Origin of the sequence: Paenibacillus sp. OV219 (assembly GCF_900110075.1) — a bacterium.
In the GTDB taxonomy this organism is placed as follows: Bacteria; Bacillota; Bacilli; order Paenibacillales; family Paenibacillaceae; genus Paenibacillus_Z.
In genome coordinates this window covers 291,119-317,110 of the sequence record NZ_FOCJ01000002.1, presented here as the reverse complement: position 1 = coordinate 317,110, position 25,992 = coordinate 291,119, and the positions used below count along the sequence as shown (strand labels likewise).

Below are 25,992 nucleotides of genomic sequence, written 5' to 3'. Positions count from 1 at the left end.
TACTTGCAATCCCCCCTAGTTTTGCTATACTGGGCTTTGTTTATAAACACACTAACCACGAAAGGCTGGGATGAATGCAAATGGATCATACCCGGACTCCGCTGTTTACTGCATTGCGCAGACATGCGGCCAATAACCCTGTTCAATTCCACATTCCTGGACATAAAAAAGGTCTAGGAAGCGATGCTGAATTTCGCGAATTTATCGGTGACAACGCGTTGTCCATCGACCTTATAAATATTGCGCCGCTCGACGATTTGCATCAGCCGACAGGCGTTATCGAAGAGGCCCAGAAATTGGCAGCCGATGCTTTCGGAGCTGATTATACCTTTTTTTCCGTACAAGGAACAAGCGGTGCCATTATTACGATGATTATGTCCGTCTGCAATCCGGGCGACAAAATCATCGTGCCGAGAAATGTTCACAAATCGGTCATGTCCGCAATTATATTCGCAGGTGCCCGTCCCGTGTTCATCTCGCCAGCCCGCGATTCGAATCTCGGTATCGATCACGGCATTACAACGAAATCTGTAAAACGTGCGCTTGACCGTCACCATGACGCGAAAGCGGTGCTCGTCATTAACCCGACGTATTACGGCATCTGTGCAGATTTGAAAGAAATCGTAGATCTTGTCCATAGCTACGATGTTCCGGTTCTCGTCGACGAAGCGCATGGCGTGCTCATTCACTTCCACGAGAAGCTGCCAATGTCGGCTATGCAAGCTGGTGCGGATATGGCAGCAACGAGCGTGCATAAGCTTGGCGGCTCGATGACGCAGAGCTCGGTACTCAATGTACGCAACGGCCGGATTAATCAGCATCGCGTTCAGACGATCATGAGTATGCTGACATCTACGTCGACCTCTTACATCTTGCTCGCTTCCCTGGACACGACTCGCCGCAACTTGGCCATTAACGGCCACCAGATTGCAGAGAAAGCGATCGAGCTCGCGCAACTTGCTCGTACCGAAATTAATAAGATGCCAGGCCTTTACTGTATCGGTGAAGAAATTCTCGGCGGCGAAGCGACGTACGATTACGATCCAACGAAGCTGACCATTCACGTCCGTCATCTCGGCATTACCGGCTACGAGACGGAGAACTGGCTGCGCGACCATCACAACATCGAAGTTGAGATGAGTGATATGTACAACATCCTCGCTCTGGTTACACCTGGCGATACGTCTGATTCTGTCGGTACGCTGCTGCATGCGCTTCGCGATCTGGCAGAACAGCATAAAGTGAATGAAGCGAATGAATTGATTGTAAAAATTCCAGAGATTCCTCACTTGTCATTGACGCCGCGCGAGGCATTCTATGCCGAGACGGAAGTCGTGGCTTTCAAAGAATCAGCTGGTCGAATCATCGCTGAATTCATCTACGTCTACCCACCGGGCATTCCGATTCTGCTCCCAGGTGAGGTTATCTCTCAGACGAACATCGACTACATCGTCGATCACGTCGAAGTCGGCCTGCCGGTTAAAGGTCCGGAAGACCGCAGCATTCAATTTGTAAAGGTAATCGTAGAGGAAGAAGCGATTTCCTAGTCTCACTAATAGAATCTATTCCAGCAACATTTGCCCCTGCTCTCCTTCACTCGAAGGAGCAGCTGGGGTTTTCTTTTTGCCCGCTCCCCTATTAGGACTGGCGCTTATTGTCAATCTTGTTGCGATAATGCTATGATGTGGAAGGAGGTGGGCATTATGAGTCAAAGCGCTTACATTAAATTTGTGCAAGGTTCTGCCGTGGATCAACTCAGCCTAAGCGATGTGAAGGAACGGCTCGGCCGTTATAAGGAACAAACCTCGCTTACCGGTCAGCAATTGGGCTGGGACTATACCGACGCCGCATTTCCTTATACCATTGAGACGAAGCCGGGCGAAGAGAACCGGTGGTTTTACTTGAAAGGAACGACGCCGCAGTACAATCATATCCTGTTCGGTGTTGGCACAGAGAGCGCTGGCGATAAGACGGTCTCGCATGTCCAAGTGGTGCTTCCCGACTCCGCGACACATGGCGATAAGTCGAAGGCCAATGAGCTGTGCAAATATTTTGCCAAGCATCTGAAAGCCGAACTGAAAATGTTTAACGGGCGTACTATTTACTATAATCCGCGCAAATAAGAAAACTCCGAGGCCTATGGGCTTCGGAGTTTTGTCGTACATCGTGCTATTGGATCTAAGCCTCGTTCTCACGCTGCGCGATTTCTTCGTAAAGCTTAGTTACGCGTTCCCACTCCGTATCGTCTTCGATACCTACCAGGAATGCTTCACCGTCTTCTTCTTCAATACGGAAAATAATTCCGTCAGCCTCCGGATCGTTGCGGTCCAGCAATACGGAGTATACTTGGTCTTCAGATTCAAACGTAAATACCATCACCATTTCACGTTCGATGCCTTCTTCGTCCGTGACTAGGAAAACATGCTCTTCGTGTTCATGATCATGGTTGCAATTCTCATCATGTACGTGTTCGCTCATTGAAAGTAACCTCATTTCCATTCGTGATTCATTTCCTTCGTATCGTAACATGTAAGCATCCTCAGGGTCAAACGAAAGCGCCGCAAAACCAGAGAGGCCGCAGCGCTTGGATCATTCGTATTAGGACTTAGTGGTGATCGTTTTCTCCGAGACAACCTTCCAATCGTCGCTGCCGGCTACTTTCATAAAGAAGTGAATCGTATACTTGCCAGCCTTGTCGAACGTATACGTGAAGTCATCTGTGCGATACCAGAAATTATCCTTGTCAATAGAGACGCTCTTCGACTGGATCATCTGTTCATCGCCACCCGGATCGGTAATCGTCACCTTTACTGCAGAGATGTCCGTCAGCAGGTTGTCGATCTGAGCGAATACTTTGAACGTAATGCGATTGCCCTTCGTAACGTTGCCGAAGATCGTGGAATCCTGGAATAGGAACATATGAACGTTCGGCTTAAAGATCGTTACTTTCTTCGAGTTGTCATCCCAATTGACGAGCGCCTGAAGCGAGCTCGCAACTTGCCTTACGGATAAATACGTCTTGCCGTCTGTGAAAATACCTGCATCGTCAAGCTCACTGCCATTCACGATAACACGCACCCGCTGAGATGCCGAATCCGCAAAGAGCATTGTTCCTCCCCACAGCGACATGACGAGCGTCATAATGAGAAGCTTTCTGAACTTCATGGCTGCAAACCTCCGTCCGTTAATCTGGATGTATGGTTATACTCACCAAGTCGTCCAAAGTTGCGCCAATTGAAAACATTTTTTCCTTACCAGTTCTTGTCACATTATGTTGAAAACTGCGCTTGCCCGGGAAATAAACAGATCATAATCCGTTGCTCGCTACACGAACGTCCGGGTCAAAATGCAAGGTACGCCTTTGCCCACAGCCCCAGGCTGCTTCATGTTCTCGTAATAGCGCATCCCTCTCGCACATGGCGTTTTGCACACTCTGCATGTGTCCGACAAGACGAGCTTCAACACCGCCTGTTTGCGGTCTGAAGCGCTCTTCTTCTTCTTCTTGCTTGCTTTGCCTTTACCTGCCATGTTATCCGCACCTGCCCATCTTAACAATCCGTTCATAGCCATCGTATGTGGGCGGATACGGCTGTGTGCTTGACCAAGGTTTTCCTTTTCATTTGCATAAAGAAGTGATAAATTTGAATGGAACCTATACGCAATAGGAGGACAATGGCTTGGATATCCAGATGCTCGGCACGGGCAACGCTTTTGCGAAGTTGTACTTCAATACCAATGCGCTGATCTATACGCAGCAGCATACCATTCTGCTTGATTGCGGCAACACTGCGCTGTTGTCTATGCACAAGCTCGGTAAATCAGTCAATGACATCGATGCAATTCTCATTAGCCATATTCATGCTGACCATATCGGCGGCTTGGAAGAGCTGGCCTTTCAGATGAAGTTTATATATCGCAGGAAACCGTTGCTATTCATACCAGAAGCGCTTGTGACGCCACTCTGGGAGAGCTCATTGAAGGGCGGTCTGCTGCAGGATGAGTGCGGGACGCTTGATGAATATTTTGAAGTGAGACCTATTGTACCTGGAATTAACAATGAGCTGCTGCCGGGATTTGCTGTCGAGCCGATTCAAACCGACCATATCCCGAACAAAATCAGCTATTCGTATTACATAAATGAAATGTTCTTCTATTCCGCCGATCTAAAGTTTAACCCTGAGCTTCTGCATCAGCTCGTTGATCGTGGCTGCCAGATGATCTTCCATGATTGCCAGCTGAGGCCGCCTGGTGTCGTCCATACGTCATTGGATGAGCTCTCTTCGCTCCCCGATTACATTAAAGAGCGGATTTGGCTCATGCATTACGAGGATATTAAACCTGACTACGAGGACAAGGCTGGCATTATGCGATTCGTTGAGCAGCATGTGCGTTATACATTGTGAGAATAGAAAAAAGCCCATTGAGGGCTTTTTTTTGTTAAGCTTATTTAGAAGTTAGGCAGCTGATCGAGGTTGTTCGTGGGATCACCGTCGGCATTGCCTCGGATATACGTTTCGCCGTCTTTGCCTTTGAACGAGTTTACACCGGCAATCGCACCGCTCTCGACTTCCGCTAGTGCCTCCTCATAGTTCAATACTCGTCCAGTGGACGTTTGGAACGAGGTTAGATCACCATCGCCATTCTTCTGCGTCGCGACGAATGACTCTCGCTGCTCACCGGCTGCTTCTCCGGATTGTTCCGGCATTCTCATGTACATGGGGATTCCTCCTTTTGGCAAGACATTCTTGTAGTATGGCTGATCGGAGGCTTAATTATGCGGGATTCGGACTGTTTGGCCGGTAAAATAAAAAAAATCCGAGATGCCCCATAGGAGCATCGCCGGATTTATGGCGTGTTATCTTCACGTAGCGGAGGCTTCATTCTGCCTGTTTCTATTCTGCCTGACGACGCTGGAGGCCCAAGTACTCTTCCTTTATCGGATGAATCATAAACGTCGCTGAATACTGATGTCGAGCTCGGCATAACCGTTTCTGACTGCTTGTGCAAGCAACCCGTACACACAAACAGGAATAGAACGATACAGCACAGCATGATTGTCTTCAAGTATACCACTCCCGATTGTGAGATGGGATTAGTATACCCGTGAAGCTAATGTAGCAAACATTTCCTCATTACCGTTTGGATGCCTTCGCTTCTGGCGGGAGCTTTCTCTTCCATACAAAGGTTTCATCATAGGCGATCGTATCATTGATGACCATCTTGGCTACACACAAGCAAACCGTACCGACGATACCAAACAAACCAACCAGCCATACAACTAAATGAGCAGCTTCCGCCACTAGACAACCCGCCTCCTCAAGGTTAACCTCTTGAGTACACCTTATGCGGCTCGGTGTCGATTTAGACTAGTTTTTTGTGAAAAGTGGTTGACATCTATTTTGCCGTTTGCTATATTATTATTTGTCACTAACGAAGCAACTCATATGATCTGATAGCTCAGCTGGGAGAGCACTATCTTGACAGGGTAGGGGTCACAGGTTCGAACCCTGTTCAGATCACCATAACACAAACGCCGAAAGCCTTGATATTCAAGGCTTTTTTTTATTGTTACAGTATAGACGAAATTACTACTACAGACTGCGTGATGTAAAACTGATGTAAAAGAAAAGAAATTAGATCAAATGTCCCCTATTTTATTAAGCCTTCCGCCATACATTACAGCTAAATACAGAAAAACTATTTCCACGCGGGGAATAGGAATGAATCCTGTGAAGGAATAGGCACTAAAGCTGCTCTGCGATATGCGTAAATAAGTTTCTTCCTAATAAAGTGTATTAAGTGGTACATGTGGTACTGTGGTACAGTTATATATAATTGCTAGAATTATCAAGGTATTTCTGAATCCCTTATGCCCCACGTTTGTCCACTTCATGACTTAACTGTCCCACGTTAAAATTTTGTCCACCGGTGTATATCCGTGTGGATATAGTAGTTCATGCAACTGGACGCTAACCGTTTAACCATATCGACTTCGAACTGGAAACCCAAGGAAAAGGCGAACAAATCGTAACCGCCTTCGGCGATACGGTCCGCGAAGCACGAGTCATGATCGATCGCAAAACGACCAAATCGCTCAACGCCTCCGAGCTACAGATCGTACTGCTCAGCGAAGGCTCCGCGCGTGAGAAATTTATCGCGCCGCTTAACGTTTTTTTCGCGACAGACTGAGCAATCTGCACGCCAAGATCATCATAGTGGAGGGCAGTCCGAGCCAATTGATGAAGACGATTGCGAAGAAGAATCCGCAAGTCGGGCGCTACCTGACGGATATGCTGCGAGGACAGGAGAAACGATTCATCGTGCCTGCCGTCAATATGGGCTCCATCATCGGTGAAATTTTGCCTCCAGAAGAGGATACCTTGATTCCGCTTATTAAAGTCCAAGCCGATGAAGCCGAGATGGACGGGAGGGCGATGATCCATGATGAGAAAATGAAGGGCGAGTTAACGCCTGATGAAACGGTAATGGCTTTGACCTTCACGCCGCACGAACCCAATGAGGCGATGATCACGCTCAAGGTGGATCAAGGACGTGTCCCTCCGATCCGTAATTACATGACGATCGCAGTGGTCGGGAAGAAGAAGAACATCAACGTCTTCGTCGACGACCGCCGCTAAAAAATCGTCGCGAAGCTCCACGCGGTGCTGAGAGCGCACGTCCAGGAATTCGACGAGTACGACATGTATTCGGAAGCGAACATCCGAAAGTGGAACCACGAGTTGTCCGATCAACTGACCAAGCAAGCCACGGACACCGTAAACAAGCTGCAGAAGAACCAATGCGATCTATACGGCATCGGCGAGCGAATCCGGGCTTTTCACCCGAAGCTGTCGAAGTCGTTCGAGTGGGAAACAGAGTATACGAAAGTAGAGTTTCAGGTCAGCATTCAGGTACAAATTCAGCATACCGGGAGAATTAATTAAAGGTAGATTATGGGCGAAAACGGCAGCCTTATGCCGGCTGCCGTTTCTTCGTGTTTATTGAGCTATCGTTCTTCGTTAGCGCGGCACCACAGATTATGAAAGGAATTACGTTCTTCCATGGGAGCTTAACAAGCTGCCGATCTGACAGTTGCAATGTTGTCTAGAAGTCGGCAACTGAACAATGTTCTTGTCATCCGACATCTTTCCATGATATTTTCGCGGCTCGTCCATCGTCATCGGAACATTTTTGATGTAAATGCATATTTATCATCCTCCCAGGGGCAACATAGATTTTGTTGTCACTTAGATTTAATCAAGGAGGATGCAGTTTGCCAAATGAACAAAATGAAGTATCTAAAGCTGATGTGCAATCCGTTAAGCTGAATAAACTTCCGGTTGCAGGAGCCGCGGATACGGAATTTTCCGCCGAGGAAGCAGCTGAAGTATTTCAGCACAACCCTGCAGCCAACGAAACTGCAGCCAACGCATCAGCAAAAGAAGCTCTGGATGAATTCTAGGATAATGTAAAGCAAGATGCCCGGATCCTCATTAGGAACCGGGCATCTTCTATGTTACAAGATCATGTCCTCTGCCATCAATGTATTCCATTCATTAAAGCTTTAACGTATTACAGCAACGAAATAAATGTAAAGTCTCAATATAGAGATGGCTTTATTCCAATTCCTTATCATTTGAATATATGTTTTGCTTTATTACTCATTAGAATCACGCCTTAAATGTCACTACGATGATTTTTCATGGTAGTTGAGAAAACGGCAGCCATTAAGCCGGCTGCCGGGCAACCTTTACCATTCGTCCTGGAATCAATGGGCATGAGCAACGCAATGGATTTCGAATAAATACGGTAAATCAAAACTTGAAGACAAGCGATCTTATTGAAATGCTGAAAACGAGTTCATCGTCCCCCCCTTTGGACTGCAAATCTATAGCAGCACTGGGTGGGATGATAGTTCGCTAGGATATTGGAACACACACCATGCGGAAGACATTCGGCTACCACCATTATCGGCGTAACAAGGACGTGGCAGTTTTGCAAGAAATTTTTAACCACGCGGCACCGTCGATTACTAAACGATATATCGGGATTCGCCAGGACGAACTGGATGAAAAGTTGGAAGGTTCGCGCCTTTTACTTATTCGTTCGCATTAATGATCTGCACGTCGAAAACCGGCTGAATCGATAATCTCGGATAGTCTTTACGCCAATTCATGGACTTCCAAATCTTCGGATGGTAAGCCCTAATTTGCTTTCCGATGCCCAGAGCATCACAATTCGCTTTTTGCAGCTTCTCGATCGTTGCCACCGCTTCTTCTTTCAGGTGATCTGCCAGTTCTTTTTCCATTTTATTTACATAATCGGATTTGATCGGGTGAACGCCGCGGCCTAGCTCGATTATATTAATAATCATTCTGACTTTCAGGCTGACTTTCGGCAATCCGCTGGGTTCAGACCGGACGGAAATCTTAGCATTTACTTTCTTGGTAGAAAACGCATAATCAATACCGTTCACTTGCCCCGTATGCGGTTGTCGTCCCTCAATGGGTGCCGTTAATTTAGTGGTAAGCCTTTGCAGTCCCAGGGAAGTCCCGGATAACAACATTAACATTCGCACTTGTTTTTTGTTAAGCTTAGCCCCAGTACTCTTACCTTGTTGGAATAATAAGGCGCCTTTCAACACTACTCCGGAATCCTCTTGCTTGATCATAGGCAAAACGATATCTTCTAAAGGTTCTTCTTCGGATAAAAGGAAATGCAACATAGTAACATTGTTTACAATTTTATTTGTTCCCAAATTTGAAATATAATCAATCAGTTCATGTGCTTTGACTGATTTGTCTTTAAAAAATTTAGATAGGCTCCCTTCAATTACGATAACGGGGCTGTTAATTGCGGTATAACGTGTGTGAAGCAAAAAATCAAGCTGTCCGACAGGATCATTCGAGGCAAACTTTTCGCTTATAAAAAACATTCCCGTGTCAACCCCATAGAAAGGACCTCGATCGGTATAGACCCCTTGTCCGAACGCTTCGGACACACTTTTCCCTTTGAGTTCCGTCATCTTCGAAAGCATTTCTCCTCCTCCTTGGCCAGATTTGCCAAGCTTGCTGACAACGAAATTTACAAGGACGTCCCCGCTCTTCTCGTCGAGGTCAACTCCGGCATAGTTCACCAAATGAAGCTCACGAATCGGCAGCCGATCCCAACAACCTGTGAGCAACAGCAACGACAATAATCCGAAGGCTGCTTTTTTCATCCTATCGCCGCCTTTTTATTACGTACCAGAGAAACGAGAAGCAAAAAAGCAGGTATACCGGCAAGGATCAAGATGGAGACAGTATCATGATAAAGTGTAAAACGGGATATCCATTGCCGGTCGGAGCCCCAGATCCCGATCAAGAAGCAGGCGAATGCCACAATCCATACGAGAAGAGGATGGTTGCGGATTTCTTTACTTCGTATGTAAGCCAAATACCGCGCGGCCATAAACAAATAAACATACACCGTTACCGTAGTCACAGAAAGCCAAATGGTCATGAATACAATATCGAGATTTTGTACGGTTGGCCATCTGAATTGACGAAGAATGAATATCATCGGCTCGGGCACGGCTTTCAATTGACTTTCGCTGAAGCTGTACGTCGCAAGGAACGATAACAACATGTAGAAAAGGGTCGTAAATCCATTGGCGACTGACATTGTAATCAAGATATCTTTCTTCTTGCGACACTTTACGAATGGAAAGGTGTACAGAAGCAGTTCATATCCAGCGTACGCCCAAAATGCGGGAAGAGCATCCTTAAGAATCGGTCCAATCCCGTGAGTGCCGAGCGGCATGAAATTACGCAAGTCGCCTCTCCCCAATCCACTGATAACCACAATCATGAAGCAAAGCAGAAACATGATCGTAATCGTCTGGGTGATTACAGCGATGGATCGTAACGAAGAAGTAGCGATGTACGCAGCGATTGCAAATGAAAACCCAATGATTACGGACCAGGGTGTTGTAAATAACACCCAGCGTCTTAGGACATCCGCGTAAGAGACAACGACCATAAGACTGGACTCCGCGAAGTATAGTGCAAACACAACATTTAGGACCGCTCCGAGCAGCTTTCCCGTAATCGCGGACATATATTGGGGAAGCGGCCGATCGGCATATCTCTTACCAAGTTGATAAATGATCAGGATGACCACTTGAGCCATCGCTCCCCCAATTATCACGGACATCCACGAGTCGTAGCCCGTGTGTTTGGATTCTTCGAATGGGATCGTCAACACATGAACGCCGACTTGAGTCAATACAACAAGCCAAAATAGCTGTTTAAGGGACAGCTTCTCCAAATGGATCATGAATTCCCATCCTCCTTAACTTTGATTCTTGTATTGTCCTTCGCCAAGCTTTCCTTTGGACGCTTTTTCAAGCTGCTGAGGGGACTCCTGAAAAACGTATCCTTCTCGCCGTCAAGTCCCGAGTAAAAGTATGGAATCCCCATCGTGTTCAACCTTGCCAAATGCGCGATAACTAACAGGAAGGAAAGCTCTAAACCGATCAACCCGAGAATCGACGACAAGATGATGATCGGATATGGCAATATTCGAGCCGCGATACTCATTTCGTAGGAAGGAATAACAAACGAAGCAATGGCCGTAAACGCAATAATGACGACCATCATCGTGGAAATCAGATTGGACTGGACGACAACGGTACCGATGACGATACCACCGACGACGCCGATCGTCTGCCCGATCGGGCTTGAGAGACGGATGCTCGCCTCTCGCAATATTTCAAGCGTAATCAGCATAAAAATCGCTTCTAGTACCGGAGGCATTGCTACGTATTGCATCGAGCTTTGCACGGTCAACGCGATTTCGAACGGGAGAGACCGTGGATCGAAGGTGACAAGAGCCACGTAAGCGCCGGGCAAGCTGATTGCGAAAATAAAGCAGACAACACGAAAAAAACGAAAGATGCTTCCGAACAGCCAGCTAACTTGATAATCGTCGGGGCTTTGCAAGAACGCCCAGAATGAGACCGGTACGATCAGGCAATCCGGCGAACCGTCGGTCAAAATCGCGATTTTACCATCCATTAAGTGAGATCTTACCCGGTCCGGTCTCTCGGATACGAGTATTTGTGGAAACAGCGCCAATTTTCTATCATGGATCAATTCTTTGAGAAAACCAGGCGCTTCGACGTAATCGATATCGATGAGCCCGAGCCTTCGTTCAAACTCTTTTAAGACCTTTTCATTGGCGAGAGAGTGCAAGTAAAGGAGGGCAACTTTCGTATTTGATCTGCGGCCAAGTATATAGTACTTCACGGCAAGATCAGGTGTTGCAATCAGCTTGCGTATCAAGTTGAGATTTGTATTCATGTTTTCGATCAACGCTTCGTTGGAACCGCGCAGCACCCGTTCGTTTACCGGGATGTTGACCGAGCGTTCTTTTTTAAGATCTGTTCCTAGCAAATAGAGCTTTGTTTCACCTTCGATATGGACTACAGTCTTCCCTTCGATTAACGCTTTCGAAGCATCGGAAAGCAGCTCCGTCTCGCCGTATTCCAAAATGGAAACGGCTTCGCGAATGCTGCTGCCGTCCGAGTGATGAAGAAGTGGGCGAATAACATGTTCTTGCACCACGGTAGGCTCGATCATGGTATCCAAATAAAATAACCGATAACAGCGGTTACCAGCCGAGAAATCACTCGACTTGAAGTCGGAGCTTTGCGATAGTAATCCTAGCAGTGACTTCTCGTTAATGTCCGAAGATATATCGGCTTTCATGGAAGGTTTCCTCACTTTTAGAATGGAATGTTTAACCTATTTTGCCCAAGAGTGATTTTCCTATCCTATCTAGCGAGAAAACGTATAAGGGAAATGGGAGATGTACGGCTTGGTTCAAAAAGCTAATGGCTAGCACTATCCGTAATAAGCATCATGACGGTAGTGTTTTGTAACATCGTTAACGATAAATTACAAGTTGTGACGAAATGGCGTTATTACAAGGTTTTAATAGCAATGATCTGTAATATCGTCGCCATTCTGTGGTGACCTGTTACGATATTGCGTGAGCATTCTGTGAGCATAGACCTCCCATCGGAATACTGATGCGAACTGTCCAGTGTCTCCTTTGACCTTGATGTCAGTTCCGTAAACTGCTCTATTGTAAACGCGTTCGTTCGGGTCGACTACGAGCCCTCTAAATCCGGTCGAGGGAGGGACCAAGTCCCCACTTAGCAGGGATACGCACCGCGGCATCTTCATCGGGGATGCAACAGGTTTAGGTAAAAGGCCGCGAGGCGTGATTGGACGGCACTAAGCGGCGTTGGGAAAGGTGCAATCGAAGCGCCTAAACTCGTAACACCGATCACCAAAGAAGGCGTTCTGTTCATGAAATACGGAACGCGCGCACGAACCTGGAGGAAAGCAACATTGGGATGAAAAACGAAAACGGCAACCGCATTTGATGAAGTGCACTAACTACGGAAGGATCACGTTGGAAGAAGAAGAAGAAGAAGAAGAACGCGTCTCTCAGCGGTCTGACTGGCGTGGAATTTGTTATCGGACAAGTTCCGAACGGGGTTATGTCGTTCCGATCTCACAGATCGTTAGAGGGAATAAGTCCGCATCGTCTTGGTTTGGATGGATGGTTATGAAGTGAGAGCTGATGTATCGATCGATCCGATTGCTTACCATCAGCATTTTACGGAGTGGGTTGCCGGTTGTATGCTGCAATTTAGTATGAGTTAAGGGCTGCCATGTGCAGTCCATTTTTCATTGAAGGCTTGTCCCTATGTAGAAAACCAACTAAAGCGCGCTGGGGTCAAGGGCGATTTCAACAGCTATATCACTGCCCAGCTGAAGGAACAGAGCCAGTTGGATTATGCGTTGTATCGAATGTTCAAACATTACGAGCGCAGAAATCAGGGTGATATGACCAATTGTCAATTTGCATCAATTTATGAAGAAGGTTTATTCCCGCTACTCCGATCCGATCTTGACTGTCTTTCGCGCAGACGAACAAAATTTTATTTACGAGGGAAGTGCCCTGTTCAAGGATGATAAGCTTGTCGCGAATGTCGACAATACGAAAGATCAGATGCTCCAGCTTCTTTCCAACCGTCATATGCTGAAACTGCTCCCGATCCCCCAGCAGTCCGTTACATTCGGCCAGCTCAATGCCAACATACACAGGTTAGCCGGGATCGTTCCGCGCTCGCCATTGACGTTCATTTACGCGGCCGGATCGAAGAATACCGCGGAAACCGCGACTTGTATGAACGCAGCGATTTGGCTGCCCTCAAGAAGGAGGTCGAGGCTCTGCTGGAAAAGCAGACGTTATCGATGCTGAAGATGATGCAGGAGCAAGGCATCGATCCCCTGCAGATCGGCGATCTAACGCTGAGACCCGCCTCCAAACCGATCGATTAAATTGGCAGAGGGATTGGCAAAAGATGCAGCTTAAAATCCGTTACGAGTTGATCATCCAACCGTTCACCCGGGGCAAAGGCGAATAGAGCCGTGAGTATTGACCAAGTGATTTGACAGGCACTTGTTCATCGATCGCGGCCGCTTCCTCGACCATTTCACCTGTTCATAATAGCGGGGAAAGCAGGCGTGCTGCCTGATCGATGATGCGCTGTTGATACGAGCGATGTTGCAATTCTTCTATGAGTAAAGGCGTGGAATCCATGAGATCACGCTCGAATTGCTTGGTGAGATCACGCGCCGTGTCGACACTGTACAACATTTCTAGTATTTCGTAATTCAGTCGAAAGCTTCGCAAATCGTAATTCGCCGAACCGATCCCCGCCATTTCCTCATCAATGATCATCACTTTTGCATGGACCATGCCTTTCTCGTACATATAAATGTGAACTCCCGCTTCCAGCAGTTCTCCATAAAAGGAACGGCTCGCAGGTCCCACGATTTTTGGAGTAACATGCCGCGGAACCATCAATCTTACGCATACGCCTCGTGCCACCGCTGTTTTTAAAGCCATGATGATATCCGCATCAGGCACGAAATAAGGCGTCGTGATGTCAATGGTCCGAGTCGCCTGCGTCAGACAAATGAAGTAAGCCTGACGGATGACTTGAGTTGGCATGCCAGGATTACTTTCCAGTGTCTGCAGGTAAGCATGATGCTCCGGACCTGGAGCGTGATCGGCCTCACCCAGTTCAGCTCCCCATTCTCCCGTCGAGGGTGTTAATCCGCCTGAAGGATTGGCGAATTGTGACCTCTGATTTTTATCAGGAGAGGGCTTCTGTGAAGATTTTCTGTTCATCTTTTCCTGCGTCGCGATTTTCCAATGGACATCGAATAGCACTTGTAAATCGTTCGCAGCCTCCCCAAGTATGCGCATATGGGTATCACGCCAGAATCCTACATCAGGCTTTAATCCCGTATACTCATATCCTACATTGATGCCGCCTGTAAAAGCCTCTTTTCCGTCAATCACGACATTCTTGCAATGATCGCGGTAGGTCAAAGCGGGTAGCCAGGGAAAACGAATCGGAAATATCGTCCGACATCCGATTCCGGACTCCATCATCCGATTGATCTGATTGCGCGGAAATTGCCAGCTTCCCCAACCGTCTCTAACAAACCGGATCTGCACGCCGGATTTGGCCCGTTCAATCAATACGTCCGTGATCCTTCTGCCTACTTGGTCATCCCGATAAATATAATACTCCACATCAATTGTCCGTTGCGCGTTCTGTAGGGATTCGATGAGCTTCTTATAGGTTTCAATGCCGTTGGTTAGAATTTGGACACGCCCTTTTCGGAGACCGTGCACGGTCAACGGCCATAATGATGAGGCGATGATCGAGGATGCTCGGCTGAACGAATCAGGCAATGGATCCACTACATCATGCGAAGATGTGAGTTTCTCCCGACGAATGCGCACCGGATTGGCAATGAGGAGATAGATACCGAAACCGATTATTGGCAGAATAAGAGCGATCGCCAGCCAATTCAAAGCTTTTGCCGGTTTGCGCACCTCTCGGATGGCTACGATTATCATAAAGAATGCATTCAATATGTAGAGCCCTAAAATCCAAATTACAAAAACCTCCCCATTGTTATCTCTTACAAATAAGTTGCACAAATTTTGAGGAAATATCCAATTTGTTAACTGAGCGATCTCAAACCCTTTCGGTAATTCACTTCCAGTTTTCGGGAAAAGTTTACTTAACTTATTCTCCCGCAGTTAGAACTATCCTGCCCATTGATGACAATCCTTTACTAATAAGGATAGCGGTTTGGAGAAATACTCTTTACGGAAAAGACAGGAGGTGAAAGAAAAATATGAGTACGAAAGCCAAACCCCAGAAAAACAAGGCAAAGCATGCTCCGTCGCGATCTAACGACCCAAGCGATCAAGGTAAAAGCAATGTGCAAAGACATTCGTAATCACGATGGCTTATCCAGGTAAATGTTAAAGGCATCGGCAATCCACCGGATTATTTAACCGGACAAATGGAGTTCAATAACCGTGGCCGAGTGGATGCCGGTGCTTGGCCCATATAGCTTCAAATATCAGGAATTTCGGTTCATTTTTCCCGATGAGCCCCCCAATCATGACAGCTATGATAATTCACCTATGAATTGGATGTTGAAAAATCACCTACTCACCCTTCTTTCCGAGCTGTCCGGCATGAAGGTCAAACAGGTTGATTGACTTAGCTGCTGCGGATGCGTTTCTCTTCTTCAGTGGGCTGATCTACAGGTTTTATTTGTAGGTAACACCAATCATGCAATAAAGTGAACCGTTCAACTCGGGTTCTCTTTATTTTTTTACTGTGGCACAGCATATTTACTCCTTTTAGGCTCTACCGATGAACAATTCAAACGACGACGGTTCGGTGATAAGCTCCGTAAGCGCCCATACGAGCGCATCCAATCGGTCTGGCGACTTAAGAACCCAACATGATGCACCTTGCCCTCAAGGGTTTTCTACGAAACCGTTGTGTCGATGGTCAACTCGAACAATCCGGTGCCGATAGCGAAAATAGCATAGAGCCAATGACCTTTCTCTGCCAGTAATAAAGCTGTATTAGTAAAACAGGAATCGGCATGGGCAGTTTTGACGCAGGAATGTGAAGTTCACGGCCCACCTGCCTACTTTACTTTCGACTGGCAACATGCTTGGGCATCTGTGAGAAAAATCGTTGATCTGAATCCGCGGTCAGCCGTTACCGTGCATGGCCAACCGATGTTCGGAAACGAATTGCAAATGGGCTTAAACCGATTGGCTGAACATTTCGAACGACTGGAAATACCTGCTAACTGATGTAAAAATAGTAAAAGCCGCTGAGAAGCGGCTTTCATCGTTCATCGCAATGGCAGATCGGTCATCGAAGTCTACATCATTTTGAACGACATTTTCAGAGCGTTACAGCTTTCGCTTTACGATGGAGCAGATGTAGCATTTATGATTCATTCCTTTAATTTGCTGAATGTTTTCGCAGTAAATGCATTTCATAACAATTCACCCCCGTGGTTATTATGCCCGACTCCCAATAACAAATTAGCAGGCTTACATATAAAGAAACAATAAAAAGGTCGCTATATAAGCGACCTTTATGGAATCTTGGTTTATTTGATTTTTATCCCGAGTACGTTTATCGTCGCCTCAAAGCTCGCGGAATATTTATATTTACGGTTTCAATATAATCTTCATCGCGTTGTCCTCTTTATTGTTGAAAATCTTAAACCCGTGCTCCGCCTCGTCCAAGCCGATCCGTTGGCTTATAATATCGGTAGGATCGAACACGCCATCTTTTACTTGGCGATACAGTTCCGGTATGTAATGGATGACTCCATAGACTCCGGTCACTTGGATTGTGCCGCCCTTGCGGACTAACTTAGCTGCCATTCGAAACGCGCTGAGTCCGCCCCCTTGAAGCTTGAGTAGCGTTTCCACTTTTTCTAGCAGCGTCTTTTCATTAACAAATTGGATATTTCCTGATGTCTTGCACTTCTACTGATGAGAGCGAATTGGTAATAAATCGTGCGTGATCACCTAATATCTGCAACCAAAATCTATGCTTATATATTACCGAGATGTCTTTTATCGTATCCTGTCACTCACGGTTCTCTCTTTGATATGAGCATAATAGTCGCTTCGAGAAACACTTAGGGCCTGGCACATTTTTGCAATCCGAAACCTTATACTGCGTTCTTGTCACGCCACGAGATGCTGCAGGCCCCAGCGGTTCGCTACTATGTTCAACAATAAGCTCTCGTCTTGACGGCGTCGGTTCCGGCGGGATCGCACCACGATTACATCACTTTTTGAACAGTTACAATATACAATGTGTTGCACTGAGCAAAGCAAGGCCCAATCATCATCGCTATCTCTACATAGACAAAAAACAAATGAGACGCTGAGGGAAGTCCTCGCATCTCATTTTTAATTTCAGGGGATTTGCCCTGCTGCGCGGCTATTGAAGTTTCCTACCGCGCTCGGACAGAAATAAGTCGACCGTTGCAGCAGCACTACGGTCTTTGTTGTTCATACGTAAACGTATTTTCACTCCACCAGAGCGATGCCACTCCATTTCTCGCAGTGCTCGCTTCCGGGTAAACCAATCAAAGGATTACTCCCTGGCTTGTCATTTGAGAGTTGCGTAATCGGCTATTGTCTTTATCGTTGGATTAGCTGCTTCATCCATGATCTCCAAGCTGATTTCATCCGCGATCTACTCGTAAAACGCATATCGACATACGACGACCATGCAAGCTCGGTTGTGGGGAAGACGATCGCCCTTGGATGGGTCTATCACAATGTCGGTTCCGTTCCAATACCGACTGCCGCGTTCAAAACGAGGGGGTTTATGTTAATTAATTAGCTACTTAAACACAACCTCCGTTGTTGTTTTCTCGCCGACTGTTTCGTACTCCGAGCCAATCGGTTCTTCAATCATAAATTTGAAGCTGCTGATCGCGCTTAAATCACCCATGATCTCAAACCTGAGTTTCCCTGTCTTCTTGACATTTCCAAGAAAATCGCCGCTTACTGCATCCGAATAATGATACCCTTGTGTCTGTTCTTGCGTATTCGTGACGATTACCCCATATGCAGGAGACCAGCTTACAGGATCGACGGACGTATTCTCCACCGTAACATCCAGCGTCAACACTTGAATCGCCTGTGAGAAAGACTCGTATTGCTTATATGCGGGATCTAGGGTGACTTTGGAAATGGTCATCGTCATCGGCCCGCTGTTCACCGTAACGTTAACCGGATAAGACTTGCTCGAACCCTGAGAAGGCTGGGTAGTTGTAACGGGTTCGGATCCGGAATTCGCACTCGTAATCGTAATGGTGCTTGTCCCGCTGTTCCAATTTACTTTTGCGCCTAGATTCTCGGACACGACTCTTAGCGGCACATAGCTGGTTCCTTTGACGCTGAGCACTTCCGTCTTGATCGACTTCCCGTTAATGATTAACTTGATGTTAGATGCAGCATGAACGCCGAGCTCGAAAGAAACCATCACCACTAGCACGAAAGATAAAGCAATTAAGACTTTTTTCCTCAATAATTATCACTCCCTTAGGCAGCCTGTACTAAACCTCCTAAATTGTATCAGTGGCTGCTTAAAAAGAGTGTCTAACGACGTATCCTCATTCAATCTTTTTCTCGACATAAAAAATACAGAGCGGGTGAAAATATACCCATACTCTGTATTCCAAATGAATGCGCTGCTATATCAAATTACTCGCGTGCTTGCACCCCAGCGAACGGCACAACCGCTCTGCGGTACTTCTTAACGTGGGACACTGAAGGTTTCACAGGCTCTGTCATATACCCGCGATGATGGCTATGAGATCAAAGCGCCAAAGACAAAAGCCGGTAAACGGGAAATGGCAATTCCTGCTCCGCTATTGCCGCTCCTGCGTGGATATAAAAAGGAGTGCGCGAAAAACCGCCTAAAAGCTGCGGACCTATGGGAAGGCGGCGAACGGTTCTTTGTCTTTACGGGATGGTAAGGCAAGCCCTTAAACCCTTCAAGTGTTAAAACGTGGTGGCGCCGGTTCTTCAAACGTCATCCGAGCCTGCCGGTGATACGATTCCATGATCTCCGCCATACATCTGCTACATACATGCTTCTGCAAGGTACGCCGACAAAGGCAATCAGTAAGAGACTCGGGCACAGTCGGACGTCAGTTACAGAAGACGTTTATATGCACGTGCTGCAGGAAGTCGATCAAGCAGCGGCGGACACCTTCAACACATTGTTCGATAAATCATCCGGAGGCGGTATGGTATAACCATACCGTCTTATTCATGTTTGGTGTCCCACAAAATCTTATTGTCCCACGTTAAAAAGCCTTTTCAGAATCACCAAAAACCCCGAAACCCTTATGCAGCAAGGGATTGCAAGGTGAACCATGTCGATCAATTGTGCAGCACAACATTTTTCTTGGGACATTTTGAACCTTATGTGGGCTATGTTGGGACAAGCCGAATTCATAAAATCCAGTAATGACGCGGGTTTTCGCGCTCTTGTCCCACATTCCCACATGTACCACGTGAAATAGATACTATATAGAAAACCATTTATTTTAAAATGGTTGACTTCAACCTCGCTTGATGTAAAACTGATGTAAAACTATTACATCAAAGATCGGATGGAATGAAACTAGTTCGGGTGTAAAGCAGATGAAACCGCATGACGACAAGGGTTGTTCAAACTGCTACAGATGAAGTGAAACTCGACTCACCACCTTGACAGGGTAGGGGTCACAGGTTCGAACCCTGTTCAGATCACCATAACTTAAACTTTAAACTCCGCAGAAATGCTGGAGTTTTTCTTTTGTCTGCCAAAGGCTTAAAACTGGTGCTGGCACGAGTTGATGCGAATTTGATGCGAATCATTATTTTACCGCCTGCATGCGTGTGTATTTAATACTTCTAAATATGCCTTTTTATCCCTCGCATCCGGCAAAGATTGAAACAGGCTAATCGTCGTCACCTTTCATTTCAATCGTCATTGTCTGAATGTCTGAAAAAAGGGATCCTCCGTATTAACCGGGGATCCCTTTCATTGTTACGCTCGCCAAGATAAGCGAAACGAAGAACCGAAACAAACCGTCACCAAGGAAAGCCTGAATCCAATATTAACGATTGCTAACGGAGCTTCAATGGATCTGGATCCGATCGAAGTCTGGAGCCCATCCGCTAGTGTTTGACAACTTGATCGTATTGTCTCCTGTTTTCAGTTGAATAGTAACTTGTAGAGTGCCGAGTGTAGTCCAACTGCCTATAGAAGGAAAGCTTAAGTTAGAGTTTGCTCCGTTTACGCTGATTCGAGCCGCTCTTGCTGCCGAATCGCCATTCAAGTAGGAAATAGCCAACTTATAGGTCCCAGAGTTTGCCACGTTAATTCGGTTGAACTGAAGCGTACCGCTGTTGTTGCCGACGTAACCGACTTTTGAACCACCTGAGCATGAGCTGCACGACACTACGATAGCGCCGCCTGCAAGCGTATTAGCAGAAGACTCCGCTTCAACTGTAACTGTAGTACCTCCAGTACTAGCTGTATTCGATGTTACGCTAATAGCGTTGCTGTTAGCCGAAACATTACTTGCCGCATCTTTCGCTCTTACCATATAGGTATAGTTCGTCGATGCTTTAAGGCCTGTATCGGTGTAGGAAGTACTTGTTGTGGTGCCGGCATAACTGCCGTTCCGATAGATCTCATAACCAGTTACGCCGACATTATCCGTCGAAGCTGGCCAACTGAGGCTGATGCTGCTTGCCGTTTTACCTGTTGATGTTAGGTTCGCAGGAGCTGTCGGCGCTTGTGTGTCTGAGCTGCCCGTTGTTCCGTCATATGGCCCGTTTTGCAGGCTATAGCCAAGCGTCGTATCCGATTTCAAGCTTGCGAACGAACCGAGTGTTTGATTTGCGGGATCCATACCGATGCCGACCTTACCGACCGGCGTTCTGCCTCCGGTGTAATAGTTGGTATTAGCAAATCGTACGCTTGGCTTCCAGCCAGCCGGATCCAGAATGGACAGTGCCAGCGTATAGGTTCCATTCGGTACTGTTGTCGGAATCTTGAATGCACCATTCACGGTGTTGACAGTTGGAGCTTGATTATAGGCACGAGTTGTACTATTCCAATCTGAACCGGGCAGCCAAGTTCGAATATCACCTTCGAAAATGCCTTTCCACGCAATAGTTCCGTCACTCTTCAACAAACTCGCCTCTACCGGCCAGTTGTAATAGAATGGCGAGGAGCCTTTGTTGGTAACCTGCAACGACACGTTCATCGCCCCGCCTGGCGTCACATTTCCTGTAAACGTCGCCTGATTCAACACGAAGCGATAGCCAAGCACCTTCTGCATGGCAGATGCCCCCGCTGCTACGGCGGTATTATTTGCCGTATAGTCCGAAATCCACCCTAAGCTCGAGGTACGCGTCTTCATAATCCAGTCAATGACGTAGTTCGTATTAGAAGTACTGCTCAGCGTTCCATTCGGACTGCCGCCTAGATTTGATTGGTTGCCCCAATTATAAGCGACTTCACCGCTGTTGATTTGCGTCCGCCAATTATTCCGCGAAATTTCCCCGTTCCCGCCGCTAGCATCATCAGGCAAAGCGAAGGAATCCCAAAAAACGCCGAAATCGTAATTCGCGAACGTCTCTGGATAGCGAATGAGCACTTTTTTGTTATGGAACGCTGCTATAGACGCATTACCTAGAGCCGTTTGAAAACTGAGCGGGATTCGATTTTTCCCGTCAGCAAACTTAAGAGGATAAATATGGTGCTCGCCCCAGTTGCCATACAAGCCGAGCTCCACAAAGGCAACTCGAGGATCATTGTCCCAAGCTTGCCCAAGCTTCCCGATAAACGCCACAAGCCGGGCTTTCAAAGAGTCTGACTGCCACTGATTGACGGGATCGCTATGTGTGACTCCATTCGGCCAAAACTCCCCGGCACCAGGATAAATAATGACGACTCGTGGAACAACCTTAATATTCTTATTTTCAATGCCCGCCCAAGCCTTATTGCTCCAATCTTTGATCTTCTGAACGGAGTCCGTTGCATTCACTTCCAGATCGGTGTACTTGATATAGTGTTTATAAATATCTGCATATTCCCGATTCTGGAAAGTAGTATCGTTTATGCCGCGCGATGGTCTAAAGCCCATGATCGGATTATTGAATGCTTCCAGCGTTTCAGTCAATTTGAAGGTGTTTTGCCCAAATAGCTTCACTTTCGGTTCCGATGAATCGGTTGGAGCAATTCGATTTGTTTTTTCGTAAGGCGTTACACCTTGTGAGTGCATATTTATTTGATCAGAGTCGCCGTTATCCACCCTACAGCCGGATAAAATCAATAAAATAGATAACAGCGCCGTAGTTAAAGCCAAAGTCTTACGCATATCGAAATCCTCCTCTTAATCTGAGCGGGCGGTCGTCGACATCGAGTAAGATCAATCACCCAGTCAATTCCCTTCGATAGTTATCTTGCTCGCAGCGGCTTAGCTTAACCGGAATTAATGAATGGAAAATAAGGCCTTATTTCTTTATGCCGTTAGAATACTCCCCTAGAGTTAGAAGGATTGGAAAGAAAATATCATAGAATTGACAATCTGGTTTGAGAGAATCTGTGCTTTACGAACGAAAAGGAGCTGCTGTTTAAGCAAGCTCCACAATTATCGTATCCATCGTATTTTGAGATCAGCCAGATTTTACTGTTTGAAAAAAAAAGAGCTTCAGGAAAATATCCTGAAGGCTCTTCTTTATGTGCCTGCGAAACAGGGCTATGAGGATTCAATTTAACTTTGGTAGAAATTGGTTTTTATGTATTCCACCTATTATTGAAACTTGTCCAACGAGAACGATAATTGTATTGAATATTTATAGCCACGAATTAGCTGAACCTGACCAACAAACATCCCCTATACAAATGGCTTCCAAGGTATCGTTTATGTGTATGGCTCGTCAATTATTCCAACAAAAAGACAACAAAGAGTGACATATTAAAAACCTAATAAATGGTAAAGTTAATCTACATTCCCAACCCATTCGAATGGAGAGAATTCAGATGACCAAAGACAATCAGCAGCAAATTCATGATTTCGTCAAATTAATCCAAGGTTTTTCCGAAATGACCAACACGATTAGCATGGAATGGTCAAATTTGAACAATGCCAATTGGGTAGCTGTTAATTTGCGCGAGTACCCTTTCCAGTATTCGATTGATGTCATGAAAGTAAAAATCAACGAATGGGCAGAAGCGCTCTCCAATCAAGCCGAATCACGAGCAATAGTAATGGATAACTGGCTGCATCCGGCAAAGGTAGAATCAAGCTAATCGTCATCGCCTGTCGTTTCATCATCATTGTCTGAATGTCTGAAAATAGGGATCCTCCGTATTAACCGGGGATCCCTTTCATTGTTACGCTCGCCAATGTCAGCGAGTCAATTAATAACCACTACTACGGAGCTTCAATGGATCTGGATCCGATCGAAGTCTGGACCCCATCCGCTAGGGTTTGACAACTTGATCGTGTTGTCTCCTGCTTTCAGCTGAACAGTTGCTTGTAAAGTGCCGAGTGTAGTCCAACTGCCAGTAGATGGGAAGCTTAAGTTAGCAATCGTGCCGTTTACACTGATTCGAGACGCTCTTGCTGCCGTATCGCCATTCAAGTAGGAAATGACCAACGTATAGGTCCCCGCGGTTGCAACATTAATTCGGTTGAACTGAAGCGTACCGCTATTGTTGCCAACGTAACCGACTTTTGAACCACCTGAGCAGGAGCTGCACGACACTACGGTAGCACCGCCTGCAAGCGTATTAGCTGAAGACTCCGCTTCAATCGTAACTGAAGTGCCTCCAGCACCAGCTGTATTCGTCGTTACGCTAATAGCGTTGCTGTTAGCCGAAACATTACTTGCCGCATCTTTCGCACTTACCATATAGGTATAGATCGTCGATGCTTTAAGGGCTGTATCGGTGTAGGAAGTGCTTGTTGTGGTACCGACATAACTGCCGTTCCGATAGATCTCGTAACCAGTTACGCCAACATTGTCCGTCGAAGCTGACCAACTGAGGCTGATGCTGCTAGCCGTTTTACCTGTTGATGTTAGGTTCGCAGGAGCTGTCGGCGCTTGCATATCGACACTTCCAACGCCCGTTGATCCGTCGTATGCACCGCTTTGCAGGCTGTAGCCAAGCGTCGTATCCGATTTCAAGCTTGCAAACGTACCGAGCGTTTGATTTGCGGGATCCATGCCGATGCCGACCTTACCGATTGGCGTTCTACCTCCGGTGTAATAGTTTGAATTTGCAAATCTCGCGCTTGGCTTCCAACCAGCCGGATCCAGAATAGTCAGCGTAAGCGTATAGGTTCCATTCGGTAGAGTTGTCGGAATCTTAAATGCACCATTCACGATATTGACAGCTGGAGCTTGATTATAAGCACGAGTCGCGCTATTCCAGTCTGAGCCGGGCAGCCAAGTTCGAGTATCGACTGGGAAGACTCCCTTCCACGCAACAGTTCCGTCACTCTTCAGCAGACTCGCCTCCACCGGCCAGTTGTAATAGAATGGCGAGGAGCCTTTGTTGGTAACCTGGAACGACACGTTCATCGTCCCGCCTGGCGTCACATTTCCTGTAAACGTCACCTGATTCAACACGAAGCGATAACCAAGCACCTTCTGCATGGCGGTTGCTCCGACTTCTACGGCAGCATTGCTTGCTGTATAGTCCGAAATCCACCCTAAGCTCGAGGTATGCGTCTTCATAATCCAGTCAATGACGTAGTTCGTATTAGAGGTACTGCTCAGCGTTCCATTCGGACTGCCGCCTAGATTTGACTGGTTGCCCCAATTATAAGCTACTTCACCGCTGTTAATCTGCGTCCGCCAATTATTCCGCGAAATTTCCCCATTCCCGCCGCTAGCATCATCCGGCAGAGCGAAGGAATCCCAATAAATGCCGAAATTGTAATTCGCGAACGTCTCTGGATAGCGTATAAGCATTTTTTTGTTATGGAACGCTGCTATAGATGCATCTCCTAGAGCCGTTTGAAAACTGAGCGGGATTCGATTTTTCCCGTCAGCAAACTTAAGAGGATAAATATGGTGCTCGCCCCAGTTGCCATACAAGCCGAGCTCCACAAAAGCAACACGAGGATCATTGTCCCAAGCTTGCCCAAGCTTCCCGATAAACGCTACAAGCCGGGCTTTCAAGGAGTCTGACAACCACTGATTGACGGGATCGCTATGCGTGACACCATTCGGCCAAAACTCCCCGGCACCAGGATAAACAATGACGACTCGTGGAACAACCTTAATATTCTTATTTTCAATGCCCGTCCAAGCCTTATTGCTCCAATCTTTGATCTTCTGAACAGAGTCCGTTGCATTCACTTCCAGATCGGTATACTTGATATAATGTTTATAAATATCTGCATATTCCCGATTCTGGAAAGTAGTATCATTTATGCCGCGCGATGGTCTAAAGCCCATGATCGGATTATTGAATGCTTCCGGCGTTTCAGTCAATTTGACTGTAATGGTTCCCACTGCCCCATTCGCCTCCTTTAAAAAAACTTGTTCCCTCTACGCTCCAGATTATCGTGAGCAACGCTGCCCTGTAGAGGAGCATTCTTAAATCTCATTTCTTCACCATTTCCCCCCTTTTAGTAGAGTCAGCTTCTCTTTCAGTATACGAGGACGAGCACTTATGGTGACGAAAATGGACGGATGGACGTTGATCTTCCCGAATACAGTGATTACTTTTATAACTACAAAGAAAAGGACTATGTCCACACGGAAGGAGGCAAGCATCCTCGTGTGGATATAGTCCTTTTGGTATTACTCAATTATTCGCAATAGGAAACAGTTATCATGGAGCACTAGCCGCTAAATTGGTTCAGCCTGTTGCGTACACGAGCGTATCCCATAACCTGCATCATATCGTACAGATCCAGCGTCATTGTTCTGCCTGTCAAAGCGATTCTAAGAACCATCAAGTATGATAACCAGTAAGATACT

25 protein-coding genes, 2 tRNA genes and 3 pseudogenes are annotated in these 25,992 nt (G+C 46.6%); 14 read left to right on the top strand and 16 right to left on the bottom strand.

Annotation, left to right across the window (positions count from 1 at the left end; all coding sequences use genetic code 11):
- The first annotated feature begins 80 nt into the window (after nt 1-80).
- Entirely contained in the window at nt 81-1,547 is a 1,467-nt protein-coding gene (locus tag BMY11_RS07235) for an aminotransferase class I/II-fold pyridoxal phosphate-dependent enzyme (protein WP_090573808.1), read from the top strand.
- Between the two features lie 156 nt (nt 1,548-1,703).
- On the top strand, nt 1,704-2,123 hold the full coding sequence (locus tag BMY11_RS07230) for a DUF1885 family protein (protein WP_090573807.1): 420 nt from the start codon (nt 1,704-1,706) through the stop codon (nt 2,121-2,123).
- A 55-nt stretch (nt 2,124-2,178) separates the two neighbouring features.
- On the opposite strand, the gene BMY11_RS07225 is transcribed toward BMY11_RS07230, so the two are convergent.
- From BMY11_RS07225 to BMY11_RS07215, 3 genes are all read right to left on the bottom strand, one after another.
- Nucleotides 2,179-2,478 carry a DUF1292 domain-containing protein gene (locus BMY11_RS07225; RefSeq protein ID WP_090573806.1) on the bottom strand — a complete coding sequence of 100 codons (300 nt, stop codon included), beginning with the start codon at nt 2,476-2,478 and terminating at the stop codon, nt 2,179-2,181.
- Nucleotides 2,479-2,598: 120 nt separating this feature from the next.
- Nucleotides 2,599-3,165 (bottom strand): stalk domain-containing protein, encoded by a 567-nt coding sequence (locus tag BMY11_RS07220; RefSeq protein WP_090573805.1) that lies wholly within the window; start codon nt 3,163-3,165, stop codon nt 2,599-2,601.
- A 159-nt stretch (nt 3,166-3,324) separates the two neighbouring features.
- Nucleotides 3,325-3,528: a hypothetical protein gene (locus BMY11_RS07215; RefSeq protein WP_090573804.1), complete on the bottom strand. Its 204-nt coding sequence runs from the start codon at nt 3,526-3,528 to the stop codon at nt 3,325-3,327.
- A gap of 149 nt (nt 3,529-3,677) precedes the next feature.
- Here BMY11_RS07215 and BMY11_RS07210 point away from each other — a divergent pair, with 149 nt between their 5' ends.
- On the top strand, nt 3,678-4,403 hold the full coding sequence (locus tag BMY11_RS07210; RefSeq protein WP_256217348.1) for an MBL fold metallo-hydrolase: 726 nt from the start codon (nt 3,678-3,680) through the stop codon (nt 4,401-4,403).
- 44 nt (nt 4,404-4,447) lie between these two features.
- On the opposite strand, the gene BMY11_RS07205 is transcribed toward BMY11_RS07210, so the two are convergent.
- Both BMY11_RS07205 and BMY11_RS28775 read right to left on the bottom strand, forming a co-directional pair.
- Nucleotides 4,448-4,711: a DUF3892 domain-containing protein gene (locus BMY11_RS07205; RefSeq protein ID WP_371262789.1), complete on the bottom strand. Its 264-nt coding sequence runs from the start codon at nt 4,709-4,711 to the stop codon at nt 4,448-4,450.
- 421 nt (nt 4,712-5,132) lie between these two features.
- A complete protein-coding gene (locus BMY11_RS28775) occupies nt 5,133-5,300 on the bottom strand; it encodes a hypothetical protein (protein WP_177182543.1) in 168 nt (55 codons plus the stop codon).
- A gap of 146 nt (nt 5,301-5,446) precedes the next feature.
- Here BMY11_RS28775 and BMY11_RS07200 point away from each other — a divergent pair.
- From BMY11_RS07200 to BMY11_RS07180, 6 genes and pseudogenes are all read left to right on the top strand, one after another.
- Nucleotides 5,447-5,522 (top strand) — tRNA-Val (locus tag BMY11_RS07200).
- A gap of 544 nt (nt 5,523-6,066) precedes the next feature.
- Nucleotides 6,067-6,189, top strand: a complete 123-nt coding sequence (locus BMY11_RS29230; protein ID WP_256217346.1) for a hypothetical protein — start codon at nt 6,067-6,069, stop codon at nt 6,187-6,189.
- Between the two features lie 47 nt (nt 6,190-6,236).
- The gene (locus BMY11_RS07195; protein ID WP_143069228.1) at nt 6,237-6,638 is read left to right on the top strand and encodes a Ger(x)C family spore germination protein; all 402 of its coding nucleotides are present in this window, start codon (nt 6,237-6,239) and stop codon (nt 6,636-6,638) included.
- Between the two features lie 3 nt (nt 6,639-6,641).
- Nucleotides 6,642-6,944: a Ger(x)C family spore germination C-terminal domain-containing protein gene (locus BMY11_RS07190; protein WP_371262788.1), complete on the top strand. Its 303-nt coding sequence runs from the start codon at nt 6,642-6,644 to the stop codon at nt 6,942-6,944.
- A gap of 329 nt (nt 6,945-7,273) precedes the next feature.
- Nucleotides 7,274-7,462, top strand: coding sequence for a hypothetical protein (locus BMY11_RS07185; protein ID WP_090573801.1), 189 nt, complete (start codon nt 7,274-7,276; stop codon nt 7,460-7,462).
- 461 nt (nt 7,463-7,923) lie between these two features.
- Nucleotides 7,924-8,115, top strand: a pseudogene (locus tag BMY11_RS07180) (tyrosine-type recombinase/integrase); the annotation flags it as partial.
- Here BMY11_RS07180 and BMY11_RS07175 read toward each other — a convergent pair.
- The 4 genes from BMY11_RS07175 to BMY11_RS07160 form a co-directional block, all read right to left on the bottom strand.
- Nucleotides 8,099-9,220 carry a Ger(x)C family spore germination C-terminal domain-containing protein gene (locus BMY11_RS07175; protein WP_090573799.1) on the bottom strand — a complete coding sequence of 374 codons (1,122 nt, stop codon included), beginning with the start codon at nt 9,218-9,220 and terminating at the stop codon, nt 8,099-8,101. The pseudogene BMY11_RS07180 and the gene BMY11_RS07175 overlap by 17 nt on opposite strands.
- The gene (locus tag BMY11_RS07170; protein ID WP_090573798.1) at nt 9,217-10,317 is read right to left on the bottom strand and encodes a GerAB/ArcD/ProY family transporter; all 1,101 of its coding nucleotides are present in this window, start codon (nt 10,315-10,317) and stop codon (nt 9,217-9,219) included. Before BMY11_RS07170 ends, BMY11_RS07175 begins: the two co-directional genes overlap by 4 nt.
- Nucleotides 10,314-11,750: a spore germination protein gene (locus tag BMY11_RS07165; RefSeq protein ID WP_090573797.1), complete on the bottom strand. Its 1,437-nt coding sequence runs from the start codon at nt 11,748-11,750 to the stop codon at nt 10,314-10,316. Before BMY11_RS07165 ends, BMY11_RS07170 begins: the two co-directional genes overlap by 4 nt.
- A 1,117-nt stretch (nt 11,751-12,867) precedes the next feature.
- On the bottom strand, nt 12,868-13,092 hold the full coding sequence (locus BMY11_RS07160; protein ID WP_143069226.1) for a hypothetical protein: 225 nt from the start codon (nt 13,090-13,092) through the stop codon (nt 12,868-12,870).
- A 38-nt stretch (nt 13,093-13,130) separates the two neighbouring features.
- On the opposite strand from BMY11_RS07160, the gene BMY11_RS07155 reads away from it, so the two are divergent.
- Nucleotides 13,131-13,397: a Ger(x)C family spore germination C-terminal domain-containing protein gene (locus tag BMY11_RS07155; protein ID WP_090573795.1), complete on the top strand. Its 267-nt coding sequence runs from the start codon at nt 13,131-13,133 to the stop codon at nt 13,395-13,397.
- A gap of 163 nt (nt 13,398-13,560) precedes the next feature.
- On the opposite strand, the gene BMY11_RS07150 is transcribed toward BMY11_RS07155, so the two are convergent.
- A complete protein-coding gene (locus tag BMY11_RS07150; RefSeq protein WP_090574420.1) occupies nt 13,561-14,994 on the bottom strand; it encodes a phospholipase D-like domain-containing protein in 1,434 nt (477 codons plus the stop codon).
- A gap of 471 nt (nt 14,995-15,465) precedes the next feature.
- Here BMY11_RS07150 and BMY11_RS07145 point away from each other — a divergent pair, with 471 nt between their 5' ends.
- On the top strand, nt 15,466-15,651 hold the full coding sequence (locus BMY11_RS07145; protein ID WP_090573794.1) for a hypothetical protein: 186 nt from the start codon (nt 15,466-15,468) through the stop codon (nt 15,649-15,651).
- Nucleotides 15,652-16,629: 978 nt separating this feature from the next.
- Here the strand turns inward: BMY11_RS07145 and BMY11_RS07140 are convergent.
- From BMY11_RS07140 to BMY11_RS07135, 3 genes and pseudogenes are all read right to left on the bottom strand, one after another.
- A complete protein-coding gene (locus BMY11_RS07140) occupies nt 16,630-16,848 on the bottom strand; it encodes a hypothetical protein (RefSeq protein WP_177182542.1) in 219 nt (72 codons plus the stop codon).
- Nucleotides 16,849-16,933: 85 nt separating this feature from the next.
- Nucleotides 16,934-17,047 (bottom strand): annotated as a pseudogene (locus BMY11_RS28435) (DUF2935 domain-containing protein); the annotation flags it as partial.
- A 777-nt stretch (nt 17,048-17,824) separates the two neighbouring features.
- Nucleotides 17,825-18,514 (bottom strand): stalk domain-containing protein, encoded by a 690-nt coding sequence (locus tag BMY11_RS07135; RefSeq protein ID WP_143069225.1) that lies wholly within the window; start codon nt 18,512-18,514, stop codon nt 17,825-17,827.
- Nucleotides 18,515-18,977: 463 nt separating this feature from the next.
- Here BMY11_RS07135 and BMY11_RS07130 point away from each other — a divergent pair.
- Together BMY11_RS07130 and BMY11_RS28770 are read left to right on the top strand one after the other, a co-directional pair.
- Nucleotides 18,978-19,247, top strand: a pseudogene (locus BMY11_RS07130) (tyrosine-type recombinase/integrase); the annotation flags it as partial.
- Between the two features lie 431 nt (nt 19,248-19,678).
- Nucleotides 19,679-19,749, top strand: a tRNA-Val gene (locus tag BMY11_RS28770).
- A gap of 368 nt (nt 19,750-20,117) precedes the next feature.
- Here BMY11_RS28770 and BMY11_RS07125 read toward each other — a convergent pair.
- Nucleotides 20,118-22,370, bottom strand: coding sequence for a DUF4832 domain-containing protein (locus BMY11_RS07125; protein ID WP_090573792.1), 2,253 nt, complete (start codon nt 22,368-22,370; stop codon nt 20,118-20,120).
- Nucleotides 22,371-23,035: 665 nt separating this feature from the next.
- Here BMY11_RS07125 and BMY11_RS07120 point away from each other — a divergent pair.
- Nucleotides 23,036-23,305: a hypothetical protein gene (locus BMY11_RS07120; protein WP_090573791.1), complete on the top strand. Its 270-nt coding sequence runs from the start codon at nt 23,036-23,038 to the stop codon at nt 23,303-23,305.
- Between the two features lie 134 nt (nt 23,306-23,439).
- Here the strand turns inward: BMY11_RS07120 and BMY11_RS07115 are convergent, their stop codons facing one another.
- Together BMY11_RS07115 and BMY11_RS29685 are read right to left on the bottom strand one after the other, a co-directional pair.
- The gene (locus BMY11_RS07115; RefSeq protein ID WP_090573790.1) at nt 23,440-25,521 is read right to left on the bottom strand and encodes a DUF4832 domain-containing protein; all 2,082 of its coding nucleotides are present in this window, start codon (nt 25,519-25,521) and stop codon (nt 23,440-23,442) included.
- Between the two features lie 332 nt (nt 25,522-25,853).
- Nucleotides 25,854-25,967 (bottom strand): hypothetical protein, encoded by a 114-nt coding sequence (locus BMY11_RS29685; RefSeq protein ID WP_371262764.1) that lies wholly within the window; start codon nt 25,965-25,967, stop codon nt 25,854-25,856.
- Nucleotides 25,968-25,992 lie beyond the last annotated feature (25 nt).